Source organism: Methylobacterium hispanicum (assembly GCF_022179285.1).
Classification (GTDB): domain Bacteria; phylum Pseudomonadota; class Alphaproteobacteria; order Rhizobiales; family Beijerinckiaceae; genus Methylobacterium; species Methylobacterium hispanicum.
In genome coordinates, this window is record NZ_BPQO01000049.1 from 1 (window position 1) to 19,438 (window position 19,438).

The 19,438-nt window shown below is 70.7% G+C and carries 16 protein-coding genes and 3 pseudogenes; 7 read left to right on the top strand and 12 right to left on the bottom strand.

Going from position 1 to position 19,438, the window contains the following annotated elements; all coding sequences use genetic code 11:
• On the bottom strand, positions 1-194 hold a 194-nt coding region (locus MFF56_RS30495), incomplete at its 3' end, for a TadE/TadG family type IV pilus assembly protein (RefSeq protein ID WP_308445294.1).
• 399 nt (positions 195-593) lie between these two features.
• Here MFF56_RS30495 and MFF56_RS30500 point away from each other — a divergent pair.
• On the top strand, positions 594-1,541 hold the full coding sequence (locus tag MFF56_RS30500) for a DMT family transporter (RefSeq protein WP_066923881.1): 948 nt from the start codon (positions 594-596) through the stop codon (positions 1,539-1,541).
• On the opposite strand, the gene MFF56_RS30505 is transcribed toward MFF56_RS30500, so the two are convergent.
• Positions 1,538-1,819, bottom strand: coding sequence for a hypothetical protein (locus tag MFF56_RS30505; protein WP_156453817.1), 282 nt, complete (start codon positions 1,817-1,819; stop codon positions 1,538-1,540). The genes MFF56_RS30500 and MFF56_RS30505 overlap by 4 nt on opposite strands.
• Positions 1,820-1,952: 133 nt before the next feature.
• Here MFF56_RS30505 and MFF56_RS30510 point away from each other — a divergent pair, with 133 nt between their 5' ends.
• The 3 genes from MFF56_RS30510 to ppk2 are packed head-to-tail and all read left to right on the top strand — an operon-like array spanning position 1,953 to position 7,141.
• A complete protein-coding gene (locus MFF56_RS30510) occupies positions 1,953-3,071 on the top strand; it encodes an efflux RND transporter periplasmic adaptor subunit (protein ID WP_066923886.1) in 1,119 nt (372 codons plus the stop codon).
• Positions 3,072-3,075: 4 nt separating this feature from the next.
• Complete coding sequence (locus MFF56_RS30515) at positions 3,076-6,261, top strand: efflux RND transporter permease subunit (RefSeq protein WP_238232083.1); 3,186 nt, start codon at positions 3,076-3,078, stop codon at positions 6,259-6,261.
• Between the two features lie 37 nt (positions 6,262-6,298).
• A complete protein-coding gene (ppk2, locus tag MFF56_RS30520) occupies positions 6,299-7,141 on the top strand; it encodes a polyphosphate kinase 2 (protein ID WP_066926800.1) in 843 nt (280 codons plus the stop codon).
• 8 nt (positions 7,142-7,149) lie between these two features.
• Here the strand turns inward: ppk2 and atpC are convergent, their stop codons facing one another.
• The 6 genes and pseudogenes from atpC to MFF56_RS30560 form a co-directional block, all read right to left on the bottom strand.
• On the bottom strand, positions 7,150-7,551 hold the full coding sequence (gene atpC / locus MFF56_RS30525; RefSeq protein ID WP_066926802.1) for an ATP synthase F1 subunit epsilon: 402 nt from the start codon (positions 7,549-7,551) through the stop codon (positions 7,150-7,152).
• A 29-nt stretch (positions 7,552-7,580) separates the two neighbouring features.
• Positions 7,581-7,857 (bottom strand): annotated as a pseudogene (locus tag MFF56_RS30530) (SDR family oxidoreductase); the annotation flags it as partial.
• 103 nt (positions 7,858-7,960) lie between these two features.
• Positions 7,961-8,461 carry a hypothetical protein gene (locus MFF56_RS30535; RefSeq protein WP_066926804.1) on the bottom strand — a complete coding sequence of 167 codons (501 nt, stop codon included), beginning with the start codon at positions 8,459-8,461 and terminating at the stop codon, positions 7,961-7,963.
• A gap of 15 nt (positions 8,462-8,476) precedes the next feature.
• Positions 8,477-9,694 (bottom strand): acetate/propionate family kinase, encoded by a 1,218-nt coding sequence (locus MFF56_RS30540; RefSeq protein WP_238232085.1) that lies wholly within the window; start codon positions 9,692-9,694, stop codon positions 8,477-8,479.
• A 3-nt stretch (positions 9,695-9,697) separates the two neighbouring features.
• Positions 9,698-10,744: pseudogene (locus tag MFF56_RS30545) on the bottom strand (phosphate acetyltransferase); the annotation flags it as partial.
• Between the two features lie 1,843 nt (positions 10,745-12,587).
• On the bottom strand, positions 12,588-14,501 hold the full coding sequence (locus MFF56_RS30560; protein WP_066926818.1) for a potassium transporter Kup: 1,914 nt from the start codon (positions 14,499-14,501) through the stop codon (positions 12,588-12,590).
• Positions 14,502-14,958: 457 nt separating this feature from the next.
• Here MFF56_RS30560 and MFF56_RS30565 point away from each other — a divergent pair, with 457 nt between their 5' ends.
• A complete protein-coding gene (locus MFF56_RS30565; RefSeq protein ID WP_238232087.1) occupies positions 14,959-15,120 on the top strand; it encodes a PAS domain-containing protein in 162 nt (53 codons plus the stop codon).
• A 123-nt stretch (positions 15,121-15,243) separates the two neighbouring features.
• Positions 15,244-16,146: a DUF6662 family protein gene (locus MFF56_RS30570; protein WP_156453987.1), complete on the top strand. Its 903-nt coding sequence runs from the start codon at positions 15,244-15,246 to the stop codon at positions 16,144-16,146.
• 84 nt (positions 16,147-16,230) lie between these two features.
• On the opposite strand, the gene MFF56_RS30575 is transcribed toward MFF56_RS30570, so the two are convergent.
• The 3 genes from MFF56_RS30575 to MFF56_RS30585 form a co-directional block, all read right to left on the bottom strand.
• Complete coding sequence (locus MFF56_RS30575) at positions 16,231-16,725, bottom strand: YciE/YciF ferroxidase family protein (protein WP_066926822.1); 495 nt, start codon at positions 16,723-16,725, stop codon at positions 16,231-16,233.
• A gap of 198 nt (positions 16,726-16,923) precedes the next feature.
• Positions 16,924-17,061 (bottom strand): hypothetical protein, encoded by a 138-nt coding sequence (locus MFF56_RS30580; RefSeq protein WP_197430732.1) that lies wholly within the window; start codon positions 17,059-17,061, stop codon positions 16,924-16,926.
• Between the two features lie 73 nt (positions 17,062-17,134).
• Complete coding sequence (locus MFF56_RS30585; protein WP_066926824.1) at positions 17,135-17,605, bottom strand: DUF3597 domain-containing protein; 471 nt, start codon at positions 17,603-17,605, stop codon at positions 17,135-17,137.
• Between the two features lie 54 nt (positions 17,606-17,659).
• On the opposite strand from MFF56_RS30585, the pseudogene MFF56_RS30590 reads away from it, so the two are divergent.
• A pseudogene (locus tag MFF56_RS30590) lies at positions 17,660-18,043 on the top strand (LysR substrate-binding domain-containing protein); the annotation flags it as partial.
• 5 nt (positions 18,044-18,048) lie between these two features.
• On the opposite strand, the gene MFF56_RS30595 reads toward MFF56_RS30590, so the two are convergent.
• On the bottom strand, positions 18,049-19,341 hold the full coding sequence (locus tag MFF56_RS30595; RefSeq protein WP_066926826.1) for a flavin monoamine oxidase family protein: 1,293 nt from the start codon (positions 19,339-19,341) through the stop codon (positions 18,049-18,051).
• Positions 19,342-19,438: the final 97 nt, after the last annotated feature.

A 19,438-nucleotide genomic window follows, 5' to 3' on the forward strand; every position in this document is an offset into this window, starting at 1 on the left:
CCGGCCAGAACGCCCGCATCGACGGCCGCCTGGAGCTGGCTGCGGCGCGCCGAGACCCGGGCGTAGTCGATCCCACCGCCCACAAGCCCAACCAGGACCGTGCCGCCGAGGGCGAAGAGGACGGCCACGCTTCCCCGGCGGTCGCCGCGCAACGAGGCCCTGTGACCCGGGACGGCCCTGCGCATCCTCTCCATCCCCGTTCGGTCGGGACATGACCGGCTGACGCCGATCCGAGCGAGCGGTCTCGCTCGGTGCCTCAAGATTGGGCAAATGATACAACGTGGGGTTAAGCGCCCGGCCCATCCCTGGGGATGCGGAGGAGAGGGCACGCGTTCCCCACAGGTTGTTGAGGCGCAGCGCCCTCGCCGGCACCGCGCCGTCACGCGCCGTCCGGTCCCGGCAGTGCGTGGAGCGGGTTTGTCGCGGCGCGGGCGGGCCCCGAAGACCTTGCCTTCGCACACAGCGCCGTGGGTTATGAGACCCCGGAGATCCCACGGTCGCCGCGCAGCCGGGGCAGCCTCTCGCGCGCAGCGTGCGGACCCGCCCGTCGCGGGGGCGCCACCAAACAACCGGAAGGCGTGCTAGGGGCCGTCATGGCTCCCGCGCAATCCAGCCCGCCCGCTTCTCAGGCCGCCTCGCGATCCGTCGCGGTCGCCTACGGCTTGCTCACCTTCACGGCCATGATCTGGGCCGGCAACGCCGTGGCAGGCAAGTGGGCGGTCGGCCAGGTATCGCCGCTCGCCCTCACGAGCCTGCGCTGGCTGGTCGCCTGCGTCACGCTGGTGCCGCTCGCGGCCCGGCCGCTCTCGCGCGAGTGGCGCCGCCTCCTGCCGAACTGGCGCTACGTCCTGCTCATGGGCGGCTGCGGCTACACGGCCTTCAACGGGCTGTTCTACGTCGCGGGCACCTACACCAGCACCACCAATCTCGCGCTGATCCAGGGCGCGATCCCGGTCATGGTCCTCGTCTGCAGCTTCCTGGCCTACCGCACGCCCGTCGGGCCGATGCAGGCCGTGGGCGTGCTGGTCACGCTCGTCGGGGTCGTGGTGGCGGCCACGCACGGGGATCCGGGCGTCCTGCGGAGCTTGGCCTTCAACCGGGGCGACCTCCTCATGCTCGCGGCCTGCCTGTTCTACGCCGGCTACACCGTGGCCCTGCGCCGACGGCCGGCTGTCTCGGGCCTCACCTTCTTCGCCGCCATGGCCCTTGCGGCGTTCCTGACGTCCCTGCCGCTCGTGGCGGTCGAGTGGGCGAACGGCGATCTGGTCTGGCCGACCGGCGCGGGCTGGGTGATCGTCGCCTATGTCGGGCTCGGCCCCTCGCTGGTCTCGCAGCTGACCTTCCTGCGCGGCGTCGGGCTGATCGGCCCCAACCGGGCAGGCATGTTCGTGAACCTGATCCCGGTCTTCGGGGCCGTGCTAGCCGTCGTCCTGGTGGGAGAGCCGTTCCGTCCGGACACGGCGGTCGCGCTCGCCCTCGTCCTCGGCGGCATCGTCATCGCCGAACGTCTCGGCCTGCGCCGACAGGCCGCTTCTCCCTAGCGGCCGGCCGGGGTGAGGACGTCGTCGCCCACGACGATCATCTCGCGGTCGATCCCGGGCGGGCTCTTCCGCGGGCCGTAGGCGAAGAACAGGCGCCGGCTGCGTCGCCGCGACCCGGTCAGGGTGCGGGTGTGGCGCTCGAGCGCGTAGCGACCGCCCTCCGGGGCGCGGCGCCGGCCGATCGCCCTGCCGACGCCCGTATCCGCCCCCGGATCGATCGCCCCGACGGAGCCCCCGCGTCGGGAACTGCCGTCGGGGCGGACTTCGGAGCGGCTCACCAGCGCGACCGTCACCGACGGTCGGACGGGGGCGATCCCGCGGGCCGGCCCGTGTCTCCTCCGATCAAGCCGGAAAAGCCCGACCTGCAACAATCGAGGGCTGACTTGGTCTCACGAACGGGCTGAGGCGATCATGATCCGCGCGGCTCGGCTGCTCCTCTGCCTCGTCCTCGCCGCGGCGCCGCCGTCGGCAGCGGTCTCCCAGACCGACCCGGGCGCCGCGCTGCCCGTCGGCACGGTGGCCGCCCGGCGGACCGCGATCGACAAGTCCCTCGACTTCGTCGGACGGGTGGAGGCGGTCAGCCGCGTCGAGGTGCGCGCCCGCGTCACCGGCTTCCTCGAGGCCGTGCTGTTCAAGGAGGGCGATCCGGTCAAGGAGGGGGCACCGCTCTACCGGATCGAGCCCGACCTGTTCGAGGCCGCCGTGACCCAGGCCAAGGGCGCGCTGGAGCGCGGGCAGGCGGCCCAGACCCTGGCGGCGATCCAGCTGCAGCGCGCACAGGACCTGCTCGATCGCAATGCCGGCACCGCCGTGGCCAGGGACCAGGCGCGCGCCGCCTTCGATCAGGCCAAGGGCGCGGTGATGGGCGACGAGGCGAACCTGCGCACCGCCCAGATCAACCTCGGCTACACCCGGATCGCCGCGCCGATCGGCGGGCGGATCGGGCGCACGAGCGTGACCAAGGGCAACGTGGTGGGGCCCGACAGCGGCGTCCTGACCACCATCGTCAGCCAGGACCCGATCTACGTCGCCTTTCCGGTCAGCCAGCGCGAGTTCCTGCGCGTGCAGCAGGGCGGCGAGCGCCCCGACCGCGGCCGGATCGCCGTGCGGATCCGCTTCTCCGACGGCTCGGTCTACGGGGAGGTCGGGCGGATCAACTTCGTCAACATCAGCGTCGATCGCATCACCGACACGGTGCTGGTGCGGGCCAGCCTGCCGAACCCGGCGGGGGACCTGCGCGACGGCCAGCTCGTGCAGGTCGCCCTCCAGACCGGGAAGCCGGAGGAGCGGGTCGTGGTGCCCCAGGCCGCGCTGGTCGCCGACCAGGGCGGCGTCTACGTCTTCGTCGTCGAGGACGGCCGGGCGGTGACGCGGCGCGTGACGCCGGGCTCGGGCGGGAGCGGCCCCGACATCGTGATCGACGAGGGTCTCTCGGGCGGCGAACTCGTCATCGTCGACGGGCTCCAGCGCGTGCGGCCGGGCCTCCCCGTGCGGGCGACGCCCGCCGGGCCCGCGGTCGGCAGGACCTGACCCGATGCTCTCCGCCATCTTCGTCGATCGGCCGCGCCTTGCCGTGGTGATCGCGATCGTCACCGCGATCGCCGGGGCGCTGGCGCTCCTCACCATCCCGGTGGCGCAGTATCCCGACATCGTGCCGCCCCAGGTCTCCGTGACCACCACCTATCCGGGCGCGGCCGCCGGCGTCGTGGAATCGACCGTGGCGCAGCCGATCGAGTCGCAGGTCGTCGGCGTCGACAAGATGATCTACATGAAGAGCGTCAGCGGCAACGACGGCAGCTACACGCTCACCGGATCCTTCGAACTCGGCACAGATCCCGACATCAACGCCGTCAACGTCAACAACCGGGTCCAGATCGCGCTGGCGAAGCTGCCCGAGGACGTGCGCAAGCAGGGCGTCACCGTCAAGAAGAAGTCCTCGGCTCTGCTCGGCGTGCTGGCAGTCTACTCGCCCAAGGCGATGCAGGACCCGCTCTTCATCTCGAACTACGTGACGATCAACCTGCTCGACCGGATCCGGAGCACGCCGGGCGTGGGCGACGCCACCCTATGGGGGCCGCAGGACTACGCCATGCGCGCCTGGGTGCGCACGGACCAGCTCACGGGTCTCAACCTGACCACGGGCGACGTCATCGGCGCCATCAGGGCGCAGAACGTGCAGGCGCCCGTCGGGCGCATCGGCGCGCGCCCGATCTCGGACGACCAGCAGCTCCAGCTCAACATCCAGACGCAGGGGCGCCTCGCCTCCGCCGAGCAGTTCCGCAACATCGTGCTGCGCACCCATCCCGACGGCTCGCTGCTCCGCCTCGGCGACGTCGCGCGCGTCGATCTCGGCGCGGCAAGCCTCGACCGCGAGACCCGGCTCAACGGCAGCCCGGCCACCGTGATCGCGATCTACCAATCGCCGGGCGCCAACGCGATCGCCACGCTGAGCGAGGTCAGGCGCCGGGTCGGCGAACTCGCCAAGGCCTTCCCCGAGGGCCTCGAATGGACGGTGACCTACGATCCCACCGCCTTCATCACCGAGACCGTGCACGAGGTGCGGAAGACGCTCGTCGAGGCCTTCGTGCTCGTCGTGGTCGTGGTGTTCCTCTTCCTCGGCAGCCTGCGGGCGACCCTGATCCCGACGCTCGCCGTGCCGGTGAGCCTGGTCGGCACCTTCATCGCCCTGAAGGCGGTGGGCTACTCGGCCAACTCCGTCTCGCTGCTCGCGATGGTGCTGGCGATCGGCATCGTGGTCGATGACGCGATCGTGGTCGTCGAGAACGTCGAGCGCGTGATGGAGGAGCATCCGGAGCTGTCGCCGCGCGAGGCGACGAAGCGCGCCATGGCGGAGATCACCGCGCCGATCATCGCGATCACGCTGGTGCTGCTCTCGGTCTTCGTGCCGGTGGCCTTCGTGCCGGGCATCTCGGGCGAGCTGTTCCGGCAATTCGCGGTCGCGGTGGCGGTGTCGATGCTGCTCTCGGCCGTCAACGCGCTCACCCTCTCGCCCGCGCTCTGCGGCGTGCTGCTGCGGCCCCATCACGGCCCGCGCCGCGGCCTCATGGGATGGGTGATGCGCGCCATCGACGCGGTGCGCGACGGCTACGGCGCGGCCGTCGCCCGCATCGTGCGCCTCTCGGTGCTCGGCCTCGTGCTCGCGGGGGCCGCCGCCTACGGCACCGTCCAGCTCGCCCGGATCACCCCGACCGGCTTCCTGCCGGAGGACGACCAGGGCGCCTTCTTCGTCGTGGTCCAGCTGCCCGAGGGCGCCTCGGTCGGGCGCACCGCCGAGGTCACGGCGAGGGCCGAGGCGATCCTGCGCGAGGAGCACGCGGTGGCCGACACCACCTCGGTGGTCGGGCTCAACTTCATCGACAACTACTCGCAGGGCAACGCGGCCTTCATGGTCGTGACCCTGAAGCCGTTCGAGGAGCGCAAGGGCGCGGGCGACGGGGCGGGGGCGCTGATCGCGCGTCTCGGCCAGCGCTTCCGCGAGATCCCCGGAGGCACGGTGGTGCCGCTCGCGCCGCCGCCGATCATCGGCCTCGGCACCGGCGGCGGCTTCGCCTACGTGCTGGAGGACCTGCGCGGCGGCGATCCGAAGGACCTCGCCCAGGTCCTGCGCGGGCTGATCGTGGCGGCCAACCAGGAGCCGCGGCTGGAGCGGGTGTTCAGCACCTTCTCGGCCACGAACCCCTCGGTCTTCCTCGACATCGACCGCAACAAGGTCCAGATCCTCGGCGTGTCGCTCGACGCTGTGTTCCAGGCGCTGCAGGCCTCGCTCGGCGGCTACTACGTCAACGACCTCAACCTGTTCGGCCGCACCTGGCAGGTGCAGGTCCAGGCCGAGGCCGCCGACCGGGCGCAGATCGACGACATCTTCCGCATCAACGTGCGCAACCGCGACGGTGCGATGGTGCCCCTGCGCAGCCTCGCGGAGGTGCGCATCGTGGTCGGCCCGCCCGCGCTCATCCGCTACAACAACCTCCGCGCCGTGACCCTGCAGGGCGCCCCCGCCCCGGGCGTCTCCTCGGGCCAGGCGCTCGCCGTCATGGAGGCTGTCGCGGCCCGGACCCTGCCCGCGGGCTTCGGCGGGGAATGGACCGACACCGCGTTCCAGGAGAAGCGGGCCGAGGGCAAGACCGCGATCATCCTGGCCTTCGCGGTCCTGTTCGCCTTCCTGTTCCTCGTCGGCCTCTACGAGAGCTGGACGATCCCCGTGCCGGTGCTGCTCTCGGTCACGGTGGGCATCGTCGGCGCCTACGCGGCCATGGTCTGGGGCGGGCTCACCCTCGATCTCTACGCCCAGATCGGCATGGTCGTGCTGATCGGACTGGCCGCCAAGAACGGCATCCTGATCGTCGAGTTCGCCAAGGAGCAGCGGGAGCGGGGCGTGCCCCTGCGGGAGGCGGCCACCGAAGGCGCGCGGCTGCGCTTCCGGCCCGTGATGATGACCTCCTTCGCCTTCATCCTCGGCCTGCTGCCGCTGGTCGTCGCCACCGGCGCCTCGCAGCTCGCCCGGCGCAACGTCGGCACCCCGGTCTTCGGCGGCATGATCGCCGCCTCCTTCATCGGGATCTTCGTGATCCCGCCGCTCTACGTCGTGTTCCAGGGCCTGCGCGAGCGGGCCTGGCGGCTCCTCGGCGGTGCCGGAGCCGCGCGGGCGCGGGCGCCGGACAAGCCCGCCGGCACGCCGGGCCACCAGCCGGCCGAGTGAGCCGGGCCGCCGGCCCGGACAACGTGGGAGGACGCCGATGCACGATCTCGACGACGCGGTCCTCGCCGGAGAGCCGGCCGAGACCGAGGCGGCCTCCGAGGGCCCCGCCCGGCTCAAGCGCAGGGCCTACGAGCGCGCGCTGCGCAAGCTGCAGGTGCAGCTCTGCCACCTGCAGGGCTGGGTGCAGGCGACGGGCGCGCGGGTCATCGTGGTCTTCGAGGGCCGCGACGCGGCCGGCAAGGGGGGCACGATCCGGGCGATCACCGAGCGCGTGAGCCCCCGCGTCTTCCGCGTGGTGGCGCTGCCGGCCCCCTCCGACCGGCAGAAGTCCGAGCTCTTCATGCAGCGCTACATCGCCCATTTTCCGGCCGGCGGCGAGATCGTGATCTTCGACCGCAGCTGGTACAACCGCGCCGGCGTCGAGGCCGTGATGGGCTTCTGCAGCGACAAGGAGCGGCGTCGCTTCCTCGAACTCTGCCCGCAGATCGAGCACTACATCATCGACGGCGGCATCCAGCTGATCAAGTTCTGGCTCGAGGTCGGACGGCCCGAGCAGAAGCGCCGCTTCGAGGCCCGCATCGACGATCCGCTGCGCCAGTGGAAGCTCAGCCCGATGGATCTCGAATCCTACCGGCGCTGGTACGCCTATTCCCGCGCCCGCGACGCGATGCTGGCCGCGACCGACACCGACGAGGCGCCCTGGTACGTCGTGCGCTCCGACGACAAGCGGCGCGCGCGCCTCAACTGCATCGCGCACCTGCTCCACCTGATCCCCTACAAGGCGCTGTCGGTCGAGCGGGCGAGGCTGCCCAAGCGCTGCAAGGCCGAGGCCTACGACGACACGCTGCGCGACCGCCGCTTCGTGCCCGAGCGCTGCTGAGCGGCACCTCACAGGCTCAGGCTGGCCTTGAAGGCCTGCAGCCGGGCGATCGAGACGTCGCGCTCGGCCCGTATCTCCGGGTTCGCGGTGCCGTCGCGCTCGAGCTGGAGATGGAAGATCTCCTCGTCGATCTGGTCGCGCGTCAGCTCCTCGATCGGCCGGACGCGTTCGGCGAGGATCGTCACCCGCGTCGGGCCCACCTCGGCGAAGCCCCCCCGGATGAAGGCGCGGCACCCGGTTCCGGCGGCGTCGGTGGCGAAGACGACGCCGGCGTGCAGCGCGGTCACCGCGGGGGCGTGGCCCGGCAGCACGGTCATATCCCCCTCGACGCCCGGAAGGAGCACGGAGCGGACCTCGCCGGCAAAGACACGCCGCTCAGGCGAAACCAGTTCGACGTACAGCAGAGCCATGGTGCCGCCTCCCTTCGCTTCGGCCGTCGGGCCATGATGCCGCGGCCGCCATCGACGTGGACGGTGCCCCCGGTCAGCCGCGCCGCGAAGGGCGTGGTGGGGAACGCCGCCGTGAGGCCGACATCGGCGATGTCGATGCGTTCGCCGATGGGCGAGCGCTCGACTGCCTCGCCGAGCGGGATGTCGAGATCCCGCAGTCCTGAGGCCGCGCGCGTCCTGCGCGGCCCCGGCGAGACGGCGCACCGCGCATTCCAGCGCCGCCTTCACTGGACCCATCGGGTTGTCGTTCGGCACGACCCTGGCGGCGGCGCGGGCGCACGCCGGCGCCCCGCCCCACGCCTTCCATGGGGTGCGCGGCCAGGCCGCTCGCTCGGCTCTGCGCCGCCTCCTCAGGGCTGCGCCGGCCTCTTCAGGGCTGCGCCGCCTCCCAGGTGAGGAAGAAGCCGACGTCCCCCGGCATGCCCTGCGGCCAGTCGACGATCATCGCGCGCAGGCCGTAGCCGTTCGGCTGCAGGCGGTCGCGCCAGAATTCGAAGGCCTGGCGCGGCCGGCCCGTCAGGGTCCCGGGCCAGTCCGGCTCGACGTTGTTGATGGCCCGACCGCCATCCGTGCAGAGCGCGTTGGGGAAGCGCATCACCTGTAGCTCCTTTCTGCCCTGCTCGGCGGCGAGGCGCAGCCTGTGCAGGAGCGTCCGGGTGATCTCCTGGATCTTCTCGGGCGTGACCGCGACCGGCTCCGCCAACCGCTGGATCAGCTCGGCCTGGGCCTTGGCGGCCCGGTCCTGGCCCTCGAACTCCTTCATGGCCCGCGCCTTCTTGATGCTCGCCGCGTAGCCGGCGAGGTCGGCCGCCGACATGAAGGGCGCGTCGCCGAGTTCGAAGGCCTCGGGTTTGGTGGTCAGCGTCTCCATCGTGAACCTCCATCCTCACGGCGCCGGCTGGCGCACCGCGGCGAGCACCGCCTGCGTGCCGCGGGCGATGATCGCTTCCTCGTTGGTGGGGATGACCCAGGCGCTCGGGCCGGGGCCGCGCGTCACGCGCGGACCGCCCCGGGCATTTGCCGCCGCGTCGAGCGCGAAGCCGGCCCAGGCGGCCCCGCTCAGGATCTCGGCGCGGGTTGCGGCGTCGTTCTCGCCGATGCCGCCGGTGAACACGAGGGTGTCCACGCCGCCCAGCGCGGCGACCAGCGAGCCGATCTCGCGCCCGATGCGGTAGACGAACAGGTCGATCGCCGTGCGGGCGCCGCGATCCGAGGCCGCGCGGGCGCGCAGGGTGCGCATGTCGCCGGACAGGCCCGAGACGCCGAGCAGACCGGAGCGGGTGTAGAGCACGCGCTCGGCGACGTCGGCATCGAGCCCCATCTCCCGTAGCATGTAGAAGACCACGCCCGCATCGAGGCTGCCGCAGCGCGTGCCCATGGGCAGGCCGTCCAGGGTCGAGAAGCCCATCGTGGTCGCCACGCTCCTGCCCGCGCGCAGGGCGCACAGGCTCGCGCCGTTGCCGAGATGGGCGACGACCACCCGTCCCCCGGCGAGGTCGGGCGCGTAGTCGCCGAGGACCGAGGCGACGTAGGCGTAGGACAGGCCGTGAAAGCCGTAGCGGCGCACGCCCCGCTCAGCCATCGACCGCGGCACGGCGAAGAGCTGGGCGATCTCCGGCTGGTCGCGGTGGAAGGCGGTATCGAAGCAGGCGACCTGCGGCAGGCCGGGCCATTGCCGCCGCATGATGCGGATGGGTTCGAGGTTGTGCGGCTGGTGCAGCGGCGCCAGCGGCACCAGCCGCTCCAGCGCGTCGAGCACCGCGTCGTCCACCCGCACGGGAGCCGCGTGGGCGAGGCCCCCGTGCACCACGCGGTGCCCGACCGCGGCGAGCCGGTAGCCGTCCTCATGGTCGTGCAGCCATCCCGCCACGTGGAGCAACGCCTCCTCGTGCCCGAACGGCCCGCCCATGGCCGGCGGGCCCTTCTCGGCGAGGACCGCCCCCGCTGGGTCTCGGATCACGAGATGCGGGGCCTCGCCGAGGCGCTCGACCAGTCCGCGGAAGATCGGCCGGGGATGGCCGACGCCGCCCTCGTCCCTGTCCTCGAAGACCTGGAACTTCAGGCTCGACGAGCCCGCGTTGAGGACGAGGAGGGCCGGGATCATCGCCTAGACCTCCGGTCGAGCCCGCGCTTCGCGCCGGGCCGCGGCGAACAGGGTTGCGATCGCGCAGGAGGCAAGACGCGTCGGGCGCGAGTCGGCACGGCTCGTCAGGATGATCGGCACGCGCGCGCCCAGCACGATGCCGGCCGCGTCGGCGTCCGCCAGGAAGGTCAGGCTCTTCGCCAGCATGTTGCCGGCCTCGAGGTCGGGCACCACGAGCACGTCGGCGCGACCGGCCACCGGCGACGCGATCCTCTTCATCCGGGCGGCGCCCAGATCGATCGCGTTGTCGAGGGCGAGCGGCCCGTCGACGAGCGCGCCCGTGATCTGGCCCCGGTCGGCCATCTTGCACAGGGCTGCGGCGTCGAGCGTGGAGGGCACCTTCGGGGTCACCGTCTCCATCGCCGAGACGATCGCGACCCGCACCGGCGCGATCCCGAGGGCGCGGGCGAGATCGACGGCGTTCTGGACGATGTCGCGCTTCTCTTCCAGCGTCGGCGCGATGTTGATGGCGGCGTCGGTGACGATGAGCGGTGCCGCGTGGTTCGGCACGTCCATGACGAAGCAGTGGCTGAGCCGGCGGTCCGTGCGCAGGCCGCCCTCCCGCCGGACCACCTCGGCCATCAGCTCGTCGGTATGCAGGCTGCCCTTCATCAGCGCCTCGACCTCGCCCGCCTGCGCCAGCGCGACCGCCTGGGCGGCGGCCGCGTGACTATGGGGAGCATCGACGAGGCGCTGCGTCCCGATGTCGGCCCCGAGGGCCTTCGCGGCGGCCTCGATCCGGGCGCGCGGCCCGACAAGCACCGGATCGATCAGGCCGAGCCGGGCCGCCTCCAGGGCCGCTTCGAGCGCGGCCTCGTCGCACGGGTGGACCACTGCGGTCTTCAGGGGAGGGCATGCCGTCGCGGCGACCAGGAGGCGATCGAACCGCTCATGCCGGCGCGGCGCGGCCGCGGCCTGCACCTCCGGGACGTCCTGTCCGGTCGTCGCCATCTCCACGCCGCTCTCTCCTCGCCCTACGGGGCGTCCACCGGGGACGGCGGCGACGCGGTTTCCGCCGCGTCTCCGCTGACGGGGCCGCGGATGTTACTGTCGGCTTGTCGCCGGCCTCCCGCTTGATCCGGAGAGACAGGCCGCAGCCGCATCCCGCGCAGCGCCTCCCGTTCGCACAGCATCGTTGCGATGAACGGGGGCAGGGCTATGAACCACGTGGAGCGGTGGCGGCTGATCGCCTGGAAACCGGTTCTGGCCTCGAACTGCGCCAGCAGGACCACGGTGGCGCCAGCCGCACAGATCTCGGGCGCGTGCCTACCGCCAGTTGGCAGGGCCGTGGGAGGCGAGATCGCACCGCACCCTCGTAGCCGGCCCCCGCGGGATCGCGCGTGCGGGCAAGGTTGACGGCGGCGGCTTCATCGAGGCGGCCGGGCCTGGGGCGCATTACGACGACGCGGTCGGCCAGCGTCACCGCCTCGCCCACATCGTGCGTGCCGATCAGCCGGCAGGCTGGAAGAACCCGATCGCAACGCTCCAGCGTATCGAGCACCTGCTCGCTGCGCGGGGAGACGCCACGGAGCGCGCCGGACTGGATTCAGGCACGCTGGCACCAAAGGAGGCCCTCCGACTCTGCGCCCCGGACGGGCTGTCCTCCGGTTGGGTGTTGATCGAGAACGAGGGTGCGCTGTTCCGCGGCCCGGCGCCTAGCCTGACGGGAGAGGTTTGGAACCCTCGCGCTCAAGCTTTCGTCCTTTACGTCGGCAGCCGCAAAAAGCCAGTCGACTAAGGCGAAATCATCGGAGTGGATGAGGATGACTGGCGGAGAGGGGGGGACTGGCCCCCAAGGCCAAAAAGCTCAATCAAATCAACGGCCGCTCGCTTGGCTTCGAGCTTCGATTGTACCAGCCGATTGTACCGTCGTCGATACGCACGACGAGACAACAGGCCCTTCGGAAGCTACAGATTCAACCGCGCCGAACGACCTTGATCCGCGGGGCGTCGTTTAGCTTCAAAAGCCGTCATGCGGGAGCGGCGGCAGTACCCATCCATACGTCGGTCGGCGTCTAATTTTGCCCGGATTGGCATCCGTAGGGCGGCACGGCGCGAGGGAACCGCTCTCTGATCCGTGTGCAGCCCCAAGCCCGCAGTGGCTCAGGCAACCGGGAGTTCATCCCAATCCCAACTTCGTCGTAAGGCGTATCTCCGGCGGTAACATAGTAGTGCCAGCGCCAGCCGAGTGTGCCGAGGCCTGCCAGCAGGATCCCCACCGCCACCGTAGCCGCTAGCGCCATACGGGACTGCGGTGTGCCTTCCCTCGTCATGTCGATCTGCCCTCCCCGGTCCTGTTGGTCGTTCATGTGGGTCGCATCCGGCAGCCCCTAAGTGGCGCGAGCTGTGGTCAAAACTCAATTGGCTTGACCACACGGGCGCTTACTCGCGCGCCTTCACAGACCATCGGAACGTCTGCTTGCTGGCCACCCGGTTGGGATCGAACGCCAGGGTCTGGCCGATTGCGGCTCATCTGCTTTGGAGCTTGGGTAGAAACAAGCGAACGTTCAGCGCGGCTCTGGAGGTAGCTCAAAATGCCCCCTTCCGGACCTTCGACATCATACCATCGCAGGTCTGCATCAAGTTGCGAAGCGGACGTTTCGCCGATGGTGGCAGCGCGAGCGAACAGCGCATCTCCGCACCGTCTCAAAAATCTGCTTTCGAGCTCAAAGTTCTGCCTTGATATAATCTTGGGTGATATGGGTCCGCGCCCACCAGGGTGCGGCCTCGCTTGCATTCGAGGGCATGGTTGCAAGGGTCTAAACTTCACATCCAACCCGTGCACCGCTTACCCGCCAGCGGACCTCGAACTGGAGCGGCACCGCCACGAACGTGCCGACGCCGAGGGCCTAAATCAGATGTCGATCCTGGCACCGATCTCGACGGCTCGGTCGACCGGGATGCGGAAGTAGCGCGAGGCGTCCGTCGCGGCCCGCGCCATCGCGATGTAGAGCCGGTCCTGCCAGACGGGCATGCCCGTCTCCGGCGAGGCCACCAGGACCCGGCGAGTGAGGAAGTAGGTCAGGCCGCCCACATCGAACCCGGCGGCGGCCAAGGCGCGGGGGAGGTCGGGCAATTCCATGAACCCGAAGCGGACCGTCACGCAGGTGAAGACGTCCGAGAGCGGCTTCACGCTGACGCGGTCCGCCTCCGGCACCCGCGGCAGGTCCTCGGTGATCACGTGCAGGATGAAGTTGCGGGCGTGCAGCACGTGGTTGTGCTTGACGTTGTGCAGCAGGGCGCCCGGCGTGTCGCCGGGCGAGCCGGTCAGGAAGACGGCGGTGCCCGGCGCGCGCAGGACCGAGCCGGTCTCGGCCATCCGCGTGAAGTCCGAGAGCGGCACGCGCCGCCGGTGTATCTCCTCGGCGATGAGGGCCGAGCCGCGCCGCCAGGTCCACATTGCCGTAACAAGGGCGGCCCCGATGGTCAGCGGCACCCAGCCCCCGTGCAGGAGCTTCAGGGCGTTGGCCGAGAGGAACACCAGCTCGATGAGCAGGAAGGGCGCGATGACGAGGGCGGCCAGGGCCGTCGTCCAGCGCCAGACCTTCCAAGCAACGACGAAAAGCAGGCAGGCGGTGATGACCATGTCGCCCGTCACCGCGATGCCGTAGGCCGCCGCCAGCGCGCTCGACGACTTGAACAGCACCACCACGAACACGACGGCGACGAGCAGCCACCAGTTCACCCGCGGGATGTAGATCTGGCCCTTCTCGGTCATGGAGGTGCGCAGCACCCGCATGCGCGGCAGCAGGCCGAGCTGCATCGCCTGCTGGGTGATCGAGAAGGTGCCGGTGATGACGGCCTGGCTGGCGATCACGGTGGCCACGGTGGCGAGCAGCACCATCGGCAGCAGGGCCCAGGAGGGGTAGAGCAGGAAGAACGGGTTCTCGGCTCGCTCGGGATGGGCCAGCAGCATGGCGCCCTGTCCCAGGTAGTTCAGGGCGAGCGCCGGCAGCACGAGGCCGAACCAAGCCGCGCGGATCGGCCCGCGGCCGAAATGGCCCATGTCGGCGTAGAGCGCCTCGGCGCCGGTCACGGCCAGGAACACGGCGCCGAGCGCCAGCAGCCCAGCGGTACCGTGCCCCAGGATGAAGCCGATGCCGTGGACGGGATTGATCGCCCCGAGGATGCTCGGATCGTCCGCGATGTGGCTCAGCCCGCCCAGCGCCATGACGGTGAACCAGAAGGCGGTCACCGGGCCGAAGAGGGTCGCCACCCGCGCCGTGCCGCGGCTCTGGAGCACGAAGAGGCCGATCAGGATGGCGAGGCTGATGGGCAGGACGTACGGCCCGAAGGCTGGGGTGACGAGCTTCAGTCCCTCGACCGCCGAGAGCACCGACATGGCCGGGGTGATGATGGCGTCGCCGTAGAACAGGGCGATGCCGACCATGCCGAACGCGATGACGAAGCCGCCCGAATGCCCCAGCGCGCGTTGCGCCAGCGCGACGAGGGAGGGCGTGCCGCCCTCGCCCTCGTTGTCGGCGCGCATGACGATGAGCACGTACTTGAGCGTTACGATCAGGATCAGCGCCCAGAGGATCAGCGAGACCACGCCGAACACCATCTCGCGGGTGGGCGCGTGCCCGCCGCCGGTGGCGGCGTGGAGGGACTCCTTCAGCGCGTAGAGCGGGCTGGTTCCGATGTCGCCGTAGACGACGCCGACCGAACCCAGGGCCAACGCCCAGAACCCGGTCTTCGAGCCATGCCCGGCATCGGCGGGGAGTGGCGTCTGGGCCGTCGGGAACTCGGTCGTGGCACCTACGGGCATGGGGTTCTCCGCCCAGGTCGAGGGCTGGCCTCGGTCCGGGCATAAACGGGCCATTGGACGGATCGTTCGCGAAAGCAACGCACCGGAAGATGAAGCAAGTTTGGCAAACGGGACGAGAAGACCCAGCCCCAGCACGAAGCGCCTCACGCCCGGAGACTGGGTGACGGGCTTTGCGGCGTCGACCTGACCGCGGATGCTCGACTTCGCCCGCGCGCCGACGTGGCCTCGCGACGATTGCGCAGCCGCTCCCCGCAGCTTAACTCCGGCGCTGCCAGGGCGGCCAGGAACCCGTATTCTCGCGAGGTCCGCCCCGCCTCCCGATTCGACCGTTGCCCGACCTGCACGAGCCCACCCGACGCATGTCCGTGACCTGCTCCGCCGACCGCGGCCCCCTCCGCCGTACGGTGCCCATGACGATGAACCGCGGCGGGGGCAGGCCTTGAACGGGGATGGGAGCGTGCCACCGCACAACCGGACGGCCGCCGGGGATGCGGTGCGGTACCAAGCCGTCTTCGACAGCGCCGTCGAGTTCGCCGTCATCACGACGGATTGCGACGGGCTCGTCACAGACTGGAACCCTGGCGCCGAGCGCATCCTGGGTTTGCCGGAGGTGTGGTGACCCGGCCGCATCCAAGGCGGCAGCGGTCGGGTACGCTGTCTGCCTATTCCGGACAAAGGCATGCGGATCTCCCCTCTCTCGGCTCCGCCGTGGGTTCTCGCGGCGACCCTTCTTGGGGTCGCCTTGGCCACGCCTGTCCTCGCCGAACCGAGTGCGGCCGGCGGCGACCGGCAGGAGGCCGAGGCACCGAAGAAGGGCGACGAGCCGGACAAGCTCGACACCGAGAACCTGTTCGGCTTCACCGAGGGCACCGACGTCGGCAAGAAGGGCGAGCAGGAGATCCTGTTCGACACCATCGGCCGCTTCAGCAAGCGCCGCGACGGTCCCGGCCGCTCGGGCTACGGCGCCGCCCAGCCCATCGTCAGCTACCAGTACGACCTGACCGACAACCTCAGCATTGAGCCGGGCCTCTGGTTTGACGCGCGCGACAGCCGCAACGTCGCGGGCGTGCCGGACAAGTCCTTCGGCACCTTCAACGGCGGGTCGCTGGAGGTGAAGTACCAGTTCTTCAAGCGTACCGACGAGTGCCCGTTCAGCCTCGCCCTGCAGGCTGAGCCGCAATACGCCCGCGTCACGCCCATCGAGGGCCAGGGTGCGGACGTGTTCAGCGTCGAGACGCGCCTGATCGCCGACGCGCGGCTCGTGCCGGACCGGCTCTGGGCGGGCATCAACCTGATCTACGACCCGCAGGTCGCGCGCCTGAAGGGCTCGGGCGAGGTCGACCGGTCTTCGACGCTGTCTGTCTCGGGTACGCTGATGGCGAAGGTGGCAGGTGACCTCTACCTCGGGCCGGAGGCCCGGTACATGCGTGCCTACGATGGCGTGTTCCTGAACCGCTTCGAGGGCCACGCCGTGTTCGTCGGACCCGTGCTGCACTACCAGGTCATGGAGAAGGGCTTCCTCACCCTGGCCTACTCGACGCAGGTGTTCGGGCACGACCGCGACCCGGACTTCGCGGACCGGGCGTTCAACCTCAACCAGTTCTCGCGCCACAACCTGAGGGTACGCTTCGGCGTCGAGTTCTGAGGCGGCCGCCCGGCACGCTGCCCGCGGCGGACGGAAGCCCGGCGCGTCGTGCCGGTCTCGTCCGCTGCGCAGTGCGATGTCCGCTCAGGCCGCGACCTGCTCCAGAGCCTCGGCGAGCTTGCTGGCGAACTCATCGCCCTTGTAGATCTCGGACACCGCCTGCTTGAGCTTCTGCTCGTCGTCGCTGCGGCCGAGCGCCTTGGCGTAGGCCGCCGCCGAACCGAAGCCGGCCAGGCCGTAATGCGACATGCGCTGGTACTGGGCGATGATCGCGACGTCGCGCAGCTTGCCGTCGCTCGGCGCCTCCTTGATGCCGTGCTTCTTGGCCTCGGTGACCAAGCCCTCCATGCCCTTGCAGTGCTCGGGCTCGGCCTCGCCGCCGTTCTGCTGGATCAGGTCCTTGAGGATGTCGGTGTGCTTCTGGATGCCGCCGACGGAGTGTTCGAGCATCTGCTTGAGCTTAGCGTCGCTGGCGTGGCCGCTCAGCTCCTTGACGGTGCGGATCATCTGGTCGTTCGCCGACCAAAGGTCCTTCATCTCGTCGAGATAGACGTCCTTGAGACTGCTGGGTGCTGACATCGGCGGCTCCTGTCGTTCGCCCCCTGCCAACCGGACCCCGCCCACGATGTTCCTGGCCGCGGCACGGCGCCCAGCCGGCGCGCGGGGTCTCGTCCGCCCGCCCCGGCTGCGCCCCCCGGGCACGGCGGTCCGCGACCGCAGGCGCGGGTCACGCGGTGACCGGCGAGCCGGCAGCGGCCTCGAACCCGCGCGGCGTGCCTACTTGCTTTTGCCGCCCTTCTTGCCGAGCTCGGCCTGGGCCGAGGACGACGTGCGCGGGTTGGACTTGCCCTCGTGGCTCGCCTTCGCGTTGGCCTTCTTCGCCGTCGCGCTGCCGTGGCCCTTCTTCTCGGTCATGGTCGTCTCCTCGGATGGTGACCGGGAAGTCCCCGGCCACTCCGTGGTTCCGCGGGCGGGCTGCCCGTGGCGTTCACGCGTGCTTGAGGTCGTCCGGGACTTGGCCGCCATTTTCGGCGAGCTTCTGGACGACCTGCTTGTGCAGCCAGACGTTCATGGTGGCCGAGTCCTCCTTGTCGCCCGTGTAGTGCAGCTCGTCGGCAAGCTGCTTGCGCGCCTGCAAACTGCTGTCGAGGTCGAGCAGCTTCATGAGGTCGACGATGGAGCGCTTGTAGTCGAGCCCCTGGCCCTTCTTGGAGGCGAGGTCGGCCAGCACCTGGCCCACGTCGACGCTCGCCTGTCCGGCACCGGACGGGCCGGCCGCGACTGGGGACGGGGCGCCGCTCATCGAGGGCGCCGCGGCGTCGCTCGCCGAGCCTGTCGGCCCGCCCTGGCCCTGCGCCGCGGCCGATACGCTCGGCGTTTCCGGCGCGTGCGGGGCCGCCGCCTGGGCGCTCGCGCCGCCGCCGAAGATCTTCGACATGATCGACCCGAAGATGCTCATTCCCTTCTCCGCGTTCCTGGGCCCCGTCGGGGGCGAGAGCTCGACAACGGGAGGGCTCGCGCCGTGTTCCGGCGTGGGGCGCCGGCGCGGCGGCCGGAGGACCTCACCGGCCACGACTGCATCAACCTGCGCCTGCCGACGCTGGGCGGCCTTTATGCCTGGGAGTTCGAGAAGGACGGGCGAGAACTGCGGGTCCGGGTCAAGGGGCAGCTCGTGTTCAACACCGCGTCCCTGGTGCTCAAGGCGGCGCTGGAGGGGTTCGGCATCGCCTTCTTCATGGAAGATGCGGTCCGGGCGCACCTGGAAGCCGGGGCGCTCGTGCGCGTCTTGGAGGACTGGTGCCCGCCGTTCGCGGGCTACCACCTCTAATATCCGAGCCGCCGCGAACCGGCGCCGGCACTCGCCGTCCTGGTCGAGGCGTTGCGCCACCGCGGCTGAGGTCGCTACCGTGCCGTTCGGGCTCCAGCCGCGGCAAGCGGGCCTCGCCGGCCGAGGCGCTGCCTGTCCGCGAGTGCCGCCAGGGCCTCGTCGGCGGCCCTTTGCCCGCTGTCATGGGCCCCATGGGCGGTCGTGAAGTCGTGGGGGTGAGTCGCCTCGCCAGCGAAGAACAGCCGGTCCTCGAAGGGCCGGGCCAGGCGCGCCCTTGCGTCGGACCGGCTCGGCAAGGCGCAGCTATACGCTCCGCCGATGGACGCCATACGGCTCCAAGAAGTCGCCGCGAGCGGACGGATCGCCGACGCCACGTCGCTGCCGAACAGGGCCGCCAACTCGGCTGATACGTAGGAGAACCCGGCGGCGGGCCCTTCCTCCGCCAGGATGCGTGCGCCGTCGCCGCCGAGGAACGCCTCGATCACCGGCCAGCCGTTGGGTCGGATCGAATAGGCGGCGGACCGCGCGTCACGCAGGTTTCCGTAGGCGTGGGTGTCCGGCCCGAACGCGGTGTTGCCCCCGATCTCAAGGAAAAGCTTCTCGTTGCGGCCGAGCGGCAGGGCGGCGGCCGCCTCGCGCCACGGGTCGAGCCTAGAGGGAAGGCGGATCGCATCGCCGGCCAGGACCGCCGTCGAGACCGTGAGGATGGCGACCCCGACGTGGACGGTGCCGGCACGCGTGGTGACGGCCACCCCGTCCGTGGTCAACTCGATCCGCTGGGCGGGGGTGGCCAGCCGCAGCGCCGTCGTGGGCGGCAGGCTGGCGGCGACCAGCGTGCCGTAGCCGAGCGGCAGGTTCCAGTTCTTGCCCGTCGAGGCATCGTCGTAGGCAAGGTAGTCGGTGGCAGAGATTTCCTCGGGAGCCACGCCGCTCATGAAGCCGGCGATGGCTCGCACGTAGGCGTTCCAGGCGCCGTCGGGCTCCAGGGCATCGCTGGCACGGTCGCTGGCCGAGGCGACGGTGCGCAGCCGCTCCTCCCAATCGCCGTATGCCTTCCTCGCCGCCTCTTGGTCGTCCTCGTCCTCGACGAGGGAAGGATGCGCCTTCGCCCAGGGCGGGTCGCCGCGGTCGACCGGAAAGCCCGACGCCTCGGCGATGCCGACCCAAGCGTTGCGGTCGCCAGAATGGAGCCACTCGCAACCGAGGTCGAGCGGGTAGCCTCCGAGATCCTGCGTATAAGCGCGACCTCCGAGGCGTGAAGAAGCCTCCAGCAGCAAGGCAGATGCGCCCTGGGCGGCGAGCCGTCGCGCCGCGCCGATGCCGGCGGCGCCTCCCCCCACGATGATGACGTCGTATGCGCTGCCCATCAGGCCAAAGTGAGGACGGCCCGTATGGCTTCCAAGGTTCGGGCGGTGGCGTGCCGCAGGTCTCAGCAGCTTGCTTTGTTGCCGGGCATGTGCGCGG

Coding starts and splice junctions, on each gene's coding strand:
- MFF56_RS30500 (WP_066923881.1), top strand. CDS start 594: ATGGCTCCCGCGCAATCCAGCCCGCCCGCTTCTCAGGCCGCCTCGCGA.
- MFF56_RS30510 (WP_066923886.1), top strand. CDS start 1,953: ATGATCCGCGCGGCTCGGCTGCTCCTCTGCCTCGTCCTCGCCGCGGCG.
- MFF56_RS30515 (WP_238232083.1), top strand. CDS start 3,076: ATGCTCTCCGCCATCTTCGTCGATCGGCCGCGCCTTGCCGTGGTGATC.
- ppk2 (WP_066926800.1), top strand. CDS start 6,299: ATGCACGATCTCGACGACGCGGTCCTCGCCGGAGAGCCGGCCGAGACC.
- atpC (WP_066926802.1), bottom strand. CDS start 7,551: ATGGCTCTGCTGTACGTCGAACTGGTTTCGCCTGAGCGGCGTGTCTTT.
- MFF56_RS30535 (WP_066926804.1), bottom strand. CDS start 8,461: ATGGAGACGCTGACCACCAAACCCGAGGCCTTCGAACTCGGCGACGCG.
- MFF56_RS30540 (WP_238232085.1), bottom strand. CDS start 9,694: ATGATCCCGGCCCTCCTCGTCCTCAACGCGGGCTCGTCGAGCCTGAAG.
- MFF56_RS30560 (WP_066926818.1), bottom strand. CDS start 14,501: ATGCCCGTAGGTGCCACGACCGAGTTCCCGACGGCCCAGACGCCACTC.
- MFF56_RS30575 (WP_066926822.1), bottom strand. CDS start 16,725: ATGTCAGCACCCAGCAGTCTCAAGGACGTCTATCTCGACGAGATGAAG.
- MFF56_RS30580 (WP_197430732.1), bottom strand. CDS start 17,061: ATGACCGAGAAGAAGGGCCACGGCAGCGCGACGGCGAAGAAGGCCAAC.
- MFF56_RS30585 (WP_066926824.1), bottom strand. CDS start 17,605: ATGAGCATCTTCGGGTCGATCATGTCGAAGATCTTCGGCGGCGGCGCG.
- MFF56_RS30595 (WP_066926826.1), bottom strand. CDS start 19,341: ATGGGCAGCGCATACGACGTCATCATCGTGGGGGGAGGCGCCGCCGGC.